Genomic DNA, 11,981 nt, shown 5'->3' on the forward strand with positions numbered 1-11,981 from the left:
TTTATTTAATTTCTATTTCGTCCACAAAAATAAAAGCATCACCATTTGAAGGAAAACCTTGGTGCCATTCTGGTAATTTTCCAAAATTGGTAGCAACAACTTTTATGTATCTTGCTTTTTGCGAATTAAATTGCAATACAAAAGGTTTTATTACGGTTTCATATTCTTTTGGGTCAACTGAATTCTCCACTTCGCCCACTTTTTTAAATGTGATAGTATCTTCTGAAGTATAATAGGTCACTTTTGTCGGCATTAAAATCCAAGAACGGGTGTCTTGCAAAAAGTTGGAGCTAATGAAACTTATTTCTTGATTTTTTTGCATATCAATAACACATTCGAAATTTTGGTTTTGAAAACCTTGCCATTCGCCTTTTCGCCAGTTTTCGTTGCCATAAATGCCGTCTAACAAACCATCATTGCCACCCGCGTGATATTGTGGATTGTATTTTGATTTAATAGCAATGGTGTAATTGTTTGGCTTTTTGAAGAATTGGGCAGAAACACTATTGCTGTTTTCATCATTATGCTTCACGTAAGCACTTATTTTTTCAGACTGCGAAATTTCAATCGGACCTGAATACTTCATCCAAGCAGGTTTTTCAGGAGAAGAAGAATTAAAAATATAATAAATTTCGTCCTTCTGATTTTGAGATAAAATTTCGATTTTCAGCTTGTCTTTAAACGATTTGCTTTCTGCTTGAATTACAGGAACCTGAATAATTTTTTCAAAATTATTAATTTTAGTTGCAGCTGTAACTTCTTTTAAATAGCCATTCATTCCTTTTTTAGTAATGGAAAGTTGTTCTTTATTTTCGAAATTAACCTTCAACTTTTCAAAATAAGCAGTTGTTTTAGTATAACCCAATTGTCCCGGCGTAACTGAATAAATTCCCATAGAACTTAAAACATACCAAGCAGACATTTGACCGCAATCTTCGTTTCCAATTAAACCATCGGGTTTGTTTGTATAGAAATTATCTAAAATGTAGTTTACTTTTTCATTCGTTTTTTCGGATTTACCGATATAATTATACAAATAGGCCATGTGATGACTAGGTTCGTTTCCATGCGCATATTGGCCAATTAAACCCGTTACGTCAACTTGTTCTCGTCCGGTGGTTTTGCTTTCAGCATTAAACATTTCATCTAGTTTGGCTTCAAATTTGTCGTTTCCGCCATAAGCTTCAATCATTCCGGGAATATCATGAGGCACAAAAAACGTGTATTGCCAAGCATTTCCTTCGGTAAAATTATTGTTTACTTCTCTTGGATCAAAAGGTTTGTCCCAACCGGCATTTTTCTTTGGGCGAATGAATCTGGTTTCCCAATCAAAAATATTTTTCCAATTTTGAGAACGTTTCATGAAATATTCATAATCTTCTTTTTTATTTAAAATTTGAGCCATTTGAGCTATACACCAATCGTCATAAGCGTATTCAACGGTTTTTGAAACACTTTCGTGGTCATCATCTATCGAAATAAACCCGTTTTCTTTGTAAGCTTTCAAACCCAAAACATCTCTCATGGCTGAAGCTTTACTTGCTTCAAAAGCTTTTTCGTAATCAAAACCTTTAATTCCTTTTGTCATCGCATCTGCAATTACAGAAACGGAATGATACCCAATCATACAATCGGTTTCATTGGAAGCCAATTCCCAAACGGGCAATCTTCCACCTTGTTCAAATTGCTTGATAAAAGTATTGATATAATCTGAAGTTCGTTTTTTGTCAATCAGCGTATATAAAGGATGTGCGGCTCTAAAAGTGTCCCAAAGTGAAAAAACAGTGTAATAATCAAATCCTTCTGCTGTGTGAATTTCATTATCTCTTCCACGATATTTTCCGTCTAAATCTTGTGCAATATTAGGTTGCATCATGGTGTGATATAAAGCGGTGTAGAAGATCGCTAATTTGTCTTTATCATCAGAAGTAACTTCAATTTTGGATAATTCTTTGTTCCATAAAGCTTCCGTTTCTTTTTTAACTTTATCAAAATCCCAATGCTTGATTTCTGAACTGTTTAATTTGGCACCTTCATAACTCGTAGGAGAAAGTGATACTTTTACTAGAATTTTTTCTCCTTTTTTGACCATTTTAGAAAAACAAGCTTTAAGCTCCGTTCCTGAATAAAATTCTCCTTTTGAAACACTATTTGACTTTACTTTTGTAAACTTCATTGGAGTGTTAAACTCAATTCGTGCATATACATATTGATTTTGAGCCCAAGCTTCACTTCTTCTTAAAACCTCAATTGTTTGGTCGTCTATAATTCGCATAGTTCCTTCCAATAATTTATCACGATGATTCAAGTCAAGAATGATATTAACTGCTCCAGATTTATTAAAAGTATATTCATGAAAACCAACTCGTGTGGAGGCAGTTAGTCGAACATCGATATTGTTTTTGTCTAATTTTACGCTATAAAATCCGGCTGAAGCTTTTTCGTTATCATGTGAAAATGTTGACGAATAGATTTTATTATCAAACGAGGGATCGCCCATGGTTGGCATCAACATAATATCACCAAAATCGGAAACGCCAGTGCCGTTTAAATGTGTGTGTGAAAATCCATAAATCAAATTATCTGAATAATGATAGCCTGAACAACCATCCCAACTGCCATCAATTCGGGTATCGGGCGAAAGCTGTACCATTCCGTAAGGAGTTGTGGCTCCCGGAAAAGTGTGTCCGTGTCCGCCTGTTCCGATGAATGGATTGACATATTGATGATAATTTTGACCAAAACTTAAATCTGACAGCAGCAAGACTATCGTTAGAAGGACAAATCGCATAGTAAGTGTATTAATTTGAGACTCAAATATACAGTATTTTCTTTTAAAATTGATTTGCGTTAGGGATGGTAGCGGCATCCTTTTGTTTTATTCGATTATCATCAAAAAAAACAAAAGATAGAGCGTAGAGCCCGACCCTTGGGTAACGTCCACAAAAAAAGCATCCAATTAAAACTGGATGCTTAAACAAATATGAAAACATGAAAAAATCTTAATTTTAATTTATTACAATTTTATATTTCTCCGATTTGGTAATGGTTTTCCAATCATCTGTCCGAAAAGGAACTGCTGGAAAACCTTCTGCATTAAACAAATTACAATGAGACGCATCGCCTTTCCAGCCGAAACGAACTGCTATAGGATTAGAAACTTCAGGACAACTCACAATTATTTTGTTTTCTTTGATAAGTGCTTTAGCGGTATAAAATATTTGATTTTCGCCCGCCACTTCAAAACCGTTGACAAATCCGAAATCATTTGTGGTTGACAACCCCTCTCCGATAGAATTAAAAGAAATAATTAGTTCCTTCTCGTTTTTTTGAAAGGAAAGAAATACAGGGCCGCTACAAGTCATATTATTTTGATATAAATTATGCAATGCAATGGTTGACAATCTATGTCCAACCATTTTTTTGTTTCTAGGATGAATATCTGTAGGATTGCCAATGTCTGTTGTTACTACCATTCCCGTATTATGAAGCGATAGCGTTTGTGATTGTGCTTCTCTTAATTCTGCCCATTCACACCCTTCATTACTATTTCCAGGCGTACTAAAGGAAGCTAATTGAACAAAGTAAAAGGGGAAATCAATCTGCCATTTTTGTCTCCAATCTTGAATTAATAACGGGAATGCTTTACGATATTGGAAAGCTCTAGCAGCATTACTTTCGCCCTGATACCAAATCACTCCTTTAAAAGCAAAAGGAACCAAAGGTTGAATCATAGCATTATAACAAAGCGACGGAAAATCGTTTTCATTCAAATTGTCTTTAATTGATTCCACTTGAAATTTCCATTTTCCATTTAAAGGAATAACCGTTTTGTTTTGCACTATTTTCAAGTCGTTTTCAAGGCCGTGAATTCCTCCACCACCACCATTATCTTCTACTCGGATAGCAATACTATTTTGACCTTTCTTTAAAATTGTAATTGGAATTTGATACACTCTTTTTTTATCCCATCCGTTAGTTTCGCCAATTTTAATGCCGTTTACAAACGTCACATCATTGTCATCAATCGCTGGAATTTCTAACGTTATTGGTCCATTTACCTTTTTCAAGGTAAAATATTTTCGTAACCAAACAATCCCGTCTAAATTTCCTAATTGCTGTGCTTCCCAAGCACCCGGTTGTTGCATTTCTGGCCAATTGGTATCATCGAAATTGAATTGACTAAACGAAGTTGCTTGTTTAGGATTAATTGGAGCGTTTTGAATCGTTTCTATTTGACGTTTAGTAGATTCTATTTTTAACTGTAAAAGTGAGTCAATATTAATTTTGGGCATTGCTTGAATTATCTCATTAAATTCTGCATCTGCTTCAAAACCTTCTTTACTTATCCAGGTTTCAATATTGGTTCCGCCCCAACTTGCATTAATTAATCCAATTGGAATGTGTAGGTTTTTGTTTAATTCTTTGGCATAATAATAGCCTACTGCCGTAAAGTTTTCAACCGTTTTAGGTGAACAGACTTCCCAAGATGTTTTTGCAAATTTTGAATTGGGTAGTGAATTAATATCTTTTGGAATCTTGATATGTCGAATGTTTGGGTAATTTGCTGAGGCTATCTCTTCCTCCGCATCATCAGCTTGACCTACAATCCATTCCATATTTGATTGGCCCGAACAAATCCAAACGTCTCCAATTAATACGTTGTTTATTTGTAAACTGTTTTTTGCTTTTATTGTCAGGACGAAAGGACCACCTGCATCTTCTGAATCTAAATAAACAATCCATTTTCCACTTTGATCTGCTGTGGTTGATTTTTGTTGATTATGTAATAAAACGGTAATTTTTTCCTGACTCGTAGCCCACCCCCAAATTGGAATTTTAGCTTGGCGTTGCAACACCATATTATCAGAAAAAATAGAGGCTAAGGTAGCTTGTCCTTGAATTTGACCAACGAAAAGCAATAACAATAAAATAATAAATTTTTTCATTTTTAATTTACTAATTCAAAGACATTATTTAAACGAATATCGGCAGAAGATGTTCCAATCATCAATTCAAATTCCCCTGGTTCTGCAATCCATTCTATGTTTTGATTATAAAACGATAGTTTTTCTTTATCAATTATAAACGTTACCATTTTGGTTTCGCCAGGTTGTAATTTAATTTTCATAAAGTCTTTTAGTTCTTTTACAGGACGAACGACAGTCGCAAATTTATCATGCAAATATAACTGAACAACCTCTTCTCCTACAAGGTTTCCTGTGTTTTTCAATTGAAAACTTACCGTTATTTTTTCAGCCGCTTTCATTTTTGAAGCGGAAAGTTTTAAATTTGAATAGTCAAATGTCGTATAGCTCAAACCGAATCCGAAAGGAAATTTAGGTGTGTTTTTAACATCAATATAAGCTGCAACATAGTTGGTATCCATTTCATTTTTTGCTGGTCTTCCTGTGTTGAAATAATTATAATAGATAGGGATTTGTCCTTCGTTTCTTGGAAAAGTCATCGGCAATTTGGCAGAAGGATTATAATCGCCAAATAGTACATCAGCAATAGCATTACCAGCCTCACTTCCCAACCACCAAGTATAAAGAATAGCCGGGACGTTATCTGCCGTCCAATCAAAAACGAGTGGTCTTCCGGCATTAATTAAAACTACCATGGGTTTTCCTGTTGCCTGAATGGCTTTTAACAATTCTTCTTGAACTCCTGGCAATTGAAGATTGCTTCTGCTTTTGGCTTCTCCACTCATATCCCAGCGTTCGCCAACACTAACAATGACTACGTCTGCTTGTTTTGCCACAGCAATAGCTTCGTCAAATCCGGCTTTACTGGTGTCTTGAAAACCGCAACCTTTGGCATAGAGTAATTTTGCGTTTTTTCCGACTTTATTTTTTAAGCCTTCCCATTGCGAAATGATATAAGTTGAGTCGACTTCTTTGACATCTACTGCCCAAAAACCATGATTTGCTCTAGCAGGTTTTACTGCTGGACCAATAAAAGCAATGGTTTTTGTTTGTTTTGAAAGCGGTAATAAATTATTTTCGTTTTTAAGCAATACGATACTTTTTGCGGCGATTTCACGGGCAAATTTAGTGTGCTCTTGATTGTCTAACGCTTTTTTTTGTCTTTGCAGATTAGAAAAACGATAGGGGTCATCAAACAAACCCAATTCAAATTTTTTGTATAAAATACGTTTAACGGCATCATCAATCAAAGCAATGTCAACTTCCCCTTCATCGATTAAAGTAGCTAAATTATTGAGATAAGCATTACTTTCCATGTCCATATCGCTTCCCGCAGTGATGGCTAGTTGTGCTGCCTCTTTACTGTCTTTAGCGTAACCATGTGGAACCATTTCGCCAATTGAACCCCAATCTGAAACCACAAAACCTTTAAAGTTCCATTTTCCTTTTAAAATAGCTCGTTGTAAATAAACATTCCCGGTGGCGGGAACTCCGTTTAGGTCGTTAAAAGCATTCATAAACGTAGCTACTCCGGCATCAACTGTAGCCTTGAAAGGTGGTAAATAGGTTTCCCAAAGCATTCGTTCACTCATGTCGACCGAGTTGTAATCTCTTCCTCCAACTGCAGCTCCATAGGCTGCAAAATGTTTAGAACACGCCATAACGGCATCTAATTCACCTAGCTTTTTTCCTTGAAATCCTTTTACTCGGGCGAAAGCAATTTTAGAGCCTAAGTAAGTGTCTTCACCAGCACCTTCCATCACCCTACCCCAACGCGGATCGCGACCGATATCGACCATAGGAGCAAAAGTCCAGTGAATCCCACTTGCAGACGCTTCAACAGCTGCAATTCGTGCTGCTTTTTCAATTGCTTCTAAATCCCAACTCGCAGCTTCTGCTAGTGGAATTGGAAAGGTTGTTTTGTAACCGTGCACGACATCCAAACCAAAAAGCAAAGGTATTTTTAACCGAGACTGCATGGCTAATTCTTGGTATTGACGGGTATATTTGGCTCCCATCACATTAAGCATTGAGCCAATTAATCCTTGTTTTATAGCTGCTTGTTTATTAGGATTTACGGTTAATGGCCCTGTTGCATTTCCATCGCCAGTATATTGATTAAGTTGGCCGATCTTTTCTTTTAACGTCATTTGCGTTAAAAGACTTTCAACCTTTTGCTCAATCAATTTATCTTGTGAAAATACGTTGATTGATTGAAAAACAATCCCGATTAAAATTGCGATTTTTTTCATATTCGAAAAAATTAATAAATCAAGGTTTGGATTGCTTTTGCTGGAATTTTTAATTCACTTGCCTGATTATTATTATTCAAAAAATAGGTTAATTCCTTATCCGATTCATTCATGACAATAGTGACAAACTCTCCGTTTGGATTTTGAAATGTAGTCGCAATCAATTGGCTTCGGCTAACCGAGTTCGTTATGTTTTTGGCTCCGGGTTTGATAAATTTTGAAAAATGTCCTATAAAATAATAGGAAGGTGTATAAATTAATTCGCCTGTAGCTAAATCGCCGTGAATCGGAGAAAAACAGAAATTGCCTACATGATTTGGCCCTCCATTTTGGTCTAATAAAATATTCCAATCAGTCCAGCCTACGGTTCCGTTATTAAAATCATGAATCATAGAGCGGCCATAACGTTGTCCGTTTGCCCAAAGTTGATAATTTTCTGCATTAAATTTTTCTACACACCCTTCAGTAAACAATAAGTTTTTATCTGGATACATTTGATGAACTTTTGCAACGTTTTCAAACATCGGATTTCCACCACTCCATGATTCATACCAATGAAAGCCAATTCCCCAAACATATTTTGCTGCTTCGGCATCGTCAAGCATTGTTGTGGCACGTTGCGTAAGCAAATCACGATTATGGTCCCAAACCGTAATTTTCAGATTTTTTAATCCGTTTTTATGTAAAGTTGGCCCCAAGTATTTTTTCAAAAAATCACGTTCTTCTTCTGCGGTATAGATGCATGATTCCCATGTTTGAGTAGCCATCGGTTCATTTTGTATTGTTAATCCCCAAACCGGAATACCTTCTTTTTCATATTCTTGTACAAATTTTACGTAGTAGTTTGCCCAAGACTGATAATATTCAGGTAATAATTTTCCGCCTTTTAGCATGTTTTTGGTGTCTTTCATAAAAGCTGGTGGACTCCAAGGGCTTGCGTAAAACGTTGTTTTATCTGCCTTTGCCATTGCTTTTTTTATCATTGGGATTTTAAAAGCTCGGTCGTGTTCAATTGAAAACGTTTTTAAATCTTTATCTCCCTCTTCTATATAAGTATAACTATCTGAGCCGAAGTCACAGCTGTTAATATTTGTTCTAATTATGGTATAGCCAATTCCTTTTTCTTTATCAAAATAAGCGTTTAAAAGTTCTTCTTGTTTATCTTTTGGTAAAGCGGCAAAAACTTCGGCACTGGCATCCGTAATGGCACCACCAATTCCTAAGAAAGTTTGATTTTTCTTGGTAGGATGAACAAAAACGCATAGTTGAGTTTCTAAAGGTTGCCCAGCAGGTTTAAACAATTCTTGGTTTGTTTTGGCAATTTTTAAATCAGATTCTGGAGACGTAGTATAAACCGTAACAGATTTAGACTGTTTATTTTCTGTATTAATTTTATTCTTTGTTTGACCGAATACTATACTAGAAACCAATAATAAGGCGATTGAAACTTTCATTTTATATAATTTACAGATTATTAATTTACCAAATATATGTTCCAACTGCTCCAGCATCTAGTGAAGTAGTGATCCATTTTTGATTAGATTTTATATTGAATGACTGTGCTACATTACCGTCATTTAAAACAATAAGTACTTTTTTTCCTTGTGGCGTTAGAAATGCCACATTGTGTAAATTTTCAAAGGAATTACTAGCTATTCTAACCGAACCAGTAGGCACAAATTTAGAAGCATGAGCAATAATATAATACGACACGTTTTTTGTAAAACTGTTAGAACTATTGATTGTAATCGCTCCCTTACAAGTAGTACAGCCTCCTGGTGTATATGGTCCGAAAGAAGCATTATTTGCTAAATTCCATTCCAACGCATTTTTACTCCAATTACGCATCGTGCCAATAATAACATTTTTTAAATGCCATTTTAAATCACCGTCAAACGTTCCTGTATTGGAAGTATATTGCTCTGTGAAATACAAATCTTTATCAGGATGAGCATTTTTAACTTGCGACAAGGCAGTGACCTCGCCAGCATAAAGATGAAAAGCAGAGCCTGTAATATAATTTTTAGCAATTGGATCGTTCAATACGGTAATTGGGTAACCTGGTTGATCACAATTATGGTCATAAATAATTATTTTAGTCGTAATATTTGCAGCAACAAAAGCGGGTCCGAGATGATTTTTTATAAAATCTGCCTGTTGAAGTGCTGTCATATGTAAGCTTGGATTATTTCCGGGGTGTAAAGGTTCATTTTGAGGGGTAATGGCATCAATTGTAATTCCTTCCGCTTCCATTTTTTGGATAAACTTTACAAAATATTGAGCATAAACGCCATAATATTGTGGTTGTAAACTACCACCAACGGTACTATTATTATCTTTCATCCAAACGGGAGGAGACCACGGACTGCCCATTATTTTAATCGTTGGATTTATTAGTAAGATTTCTTTTAATAGCGGAATTAAATGGGTCATGTCTGGTGCTAAGCTGAATTGTTCTAAATTCATATCGGTTTGACCAATTGGCAAATCGTTATAAGAAAATACAGTGCTATTTAAATCGGACGCACCAATACTAATTCGCAAGTAGCTAATCGCAATTGCATTTTCTGAAGAGCCAAAAAGTTCTTGTAGTAATGCTTGTTTTTTTGTTGAATTGAGTTGGTTGATCACTTCTGCACTTCCGCCCGTTAAAGAAAAACCAAAACCATCTACTGATTGGTACGTTGTAGATTCATCAATCGCAATTGATTGAAAAGAGTTAGCAGAAGTTCCAAAAACAAGCGTATTGTTTTGCTTTTGTAATAAAATGGATTGATCAGATTTGGTTAACCACAAATCAACTTGATGGGTTGTAGACCCAAAATCATTTATGGTGCCTGTAACCACAATAGGAACGGTGTTGGTTGTATTAGTTGAAACAATTGTAGCTGTAACGGTGAAGGTTTCAGACAATTCCGTCAAACCATCATTAATCGTTGCAACATGATAGCTTGCTGTGGTTTGTGACGGTGGAATTGTAACCGTAGTTAAACCAACCATGTAGTCGGCAACAGTTGCGGTGTTTGGTGTTACTTCAACGTTTATAATTGTTTCAACAACACTAGGATGATTTAGTGTTATAATAAAAATAGCATCTGTTCCTTCTGCAGTTGTTGCATTGGCAATACTAACGGTTGGATTTGATTGATTTGCTGTGTCACTTGGATTAGAGCATTGAGACCCTAATAAGACAAATGATAATAGAAATATTAATTTCATTATTCTGCTAATTGATTTAAAGAAGATACGTAATTACATAATTAATAAAAAAGGCTATTTTTTTTAAAAATAATAGCCTTTAATAAAAACTAACTCATATTTTATCTTTTTTTAGAAAACTAATACCCTGGATTTTGATTTAATAATGCATTTGCATCTAATTTGTCTTGTGGAATAGGCCATAAAAGTCTATTTTGATTAATATTAGATGCAGAAGGCAGCACATTTCCATTACCGTCTTTTTGTTGCGATAAAATCTCAATGGCTTTGCCCATTCTTTTTAAATCAAACCAACGATCACCTTCAAACGCTAATTCCATTAATCGTTCCTCCAGAATTTTATTTACGGCATCCGATTGGTTTGAGGCACTAATTGCAGCAATTCCAGCTCTATCTCTAACTTGATTTACAAGAACCATTGCTCCAGAAACATCTCCCATACTTGCTAAAGCTTCTGCTTTTAATAATAAAATATCTGCTAAACGAGCTATATAGTAGTTTTGATTACCGTTAGTATCTCTCATTTTATAGGCAAATGGATAGTTAGCAGAAGGCCAATAGGTGTCAGACCACCCAACATTTTGTCTCGTGATTGTAGAAGCTAACCTTTGTGTATCCCCATTATTTTCAAAAGCTTGAACTAACGTATGAGAAGGAGCATTAAATTTTTTCCAATCTGTTCCTAAAAACATAAACGTATTCCAAGCACCGATTGGACTACCCCAACCGTCACCATTAACTTCCCAAATTGATTCAGCATTTGCTTCGTGTGCACTATCAAAAAGATGATCAAAAGTTGGTAAAAGCGTATAACCACCACCAATAACCACATCACAATATTGATTTACTTTTGCCCAATCAGGATTTGGCATAGTTGCATATACTTTTGCTAAAAGTGCGTTCGCTCCCATTTTGTTAGCTTTAAATTTGTTTAAAGCATTTGGTGCTTTTTCAATTGCAACTTGACAATCGGCAATAATTTGTTCATACACCTCGGCAACTGGTTTTCTTTCTGGGAAAAGTTCATTAAAAGCTTCATCAAAGTTCTCGCTTGAGATTGAAAATATTGCGTTTTTAGCAATAGGACAATCACCCCATAATTGAACTGCTTGAAAATGATTCAAAGCTCTAATCAAAGAAGCCTCACCAATCATTTCATCTCTTCGTGTTGGACTTAAATCTGATGCTTGATCAACATAATTAATAACAATATTACATGTATTAATGTTATTGTAAATATCATTCCAATCTCCTTTCATTTGAGAATTGGTTGAAAGCATTTGGTATGTTTCATATTGAAAAACCGCTGGATTATCTGCACCAATATAAGCATTGTCAGATTGACCGTCGCCAGCTAAGAAAAAATCCAATTGCCAATAGCCCGAGCCAAAAGTTCCATATACTGCATTCATTCTAGATTCTGCAGCGGCAGCATTTTCGATTACTATACCATTATTCAAGGTCGTTGCTTCTTCTGTAATCGGTTCAGTATCTAAATAATCTGAGCAAGATGATAAAGAAAACACCATCAATACTGTGATTATTTTTAAATAATTTTTAAATAATTTCATGATTATGTAAT

Annotated in this window: 6 protein-coding genes; all 6 read right to left on the minus strand. The window is 35.2% G+C overall.

The window, feature by feature from the left end; translation table 11 throughout:
* Position 1: 1 nt before the first annotated feature.
* The 6 genes from PHR76_RS00180 to PHR76_RS00205 all read right to left on the minus strand — a co-directional run bounded on the left by PHR76_RS00180 (position 2) and on the right by PHR76_RS00205 (position 11,970).
* Positions 2-2,791 carry a GH92 family glycosyl hydrolase gene (locus PHR76_RS00180; protein WP_300056994.1) on the minus strand — a complete coding sequence of 930 codons (2,790 nt, stop codon included), beginning with the start codon at positions 2,789-2,791 and terminating at the stop codon, positions 2-4.
* Positions 2,792-3,008: 217 nt separating this feature from the next.
* Entirely contained in the window at positions 3,009-4,949 is a 1,941-nt protein-coding gene (locus tag PHR76_RS00185; RefSeq protein ID WP_300056996.1) for a sialate O-acetylesterase, read from the minus strand.
* A 2-nt stretch (positions 4,950-4,951) separates the two neighbouring features.
* Positions 4,952-7,180, minus strand: coding sequence for a beta-glucosidase BglX (gene bglX, locus PHR76_RS00190; RefSeq protein WP_300056998.1), 2,229 nt, complete (start codon positions 7,178-7,180; stop codon positions 4,952-4,954).
* 11 nt (positions 7,181-7,191) lie between these two features.
* Positions 7,192-8,634 carry a glycoside hydrolase family 30 protein gene (locus PHR76_RS00195; RefSeq protein WP_300057000.1) on the minus strand — a complete coding sequence of 481 codons (1,443 nt, stop codon included), beginning with the start codon at positions 8,632-8,634 and terminating at the stop codon, positions 7,192-7,194.
* Positions 8,635-8,659: 25 nt separating this feature from the next.
* The gene (locus PHR76_RS00200; RefSeq protein ID WP_300057002.1) at positions 8,660-10,399 is read right to left on the minus strand and encodes a glycoside hydrolase family 30 beta sandwich domain-containing protein; all 1,740 of its coding nucleotides are present in this window, start codon (positions 10,397-10,399) and stop codon (positions 8,660-8,662) included.
* 119 nt (positions 10,400-10,518) lie between these two features.
* Positions 10,519-11,970 (minus strand): RagB/SusD family nutrient uptake outer membrane protein, encoded by a 1,452-nt coding sequence (locus PHR76_RS00205; RefSeq protein WP_300057004.1) that lies wholly within the window; start codon positions 11,968-11,970, stop codon positions 10,519-10,521.
* Positions 11,971-11,981: the final 11 nt, after the last annotated feature.

Origin of the sequence: Flavobacterium sp., assembly GCF_028689845.1 — a bacterium.
Lineage (GTDB): Bacteria > Bacteroidota > Bacteroidia > Flavobacteriales > Flavobacteriaceae > Flavobacterium.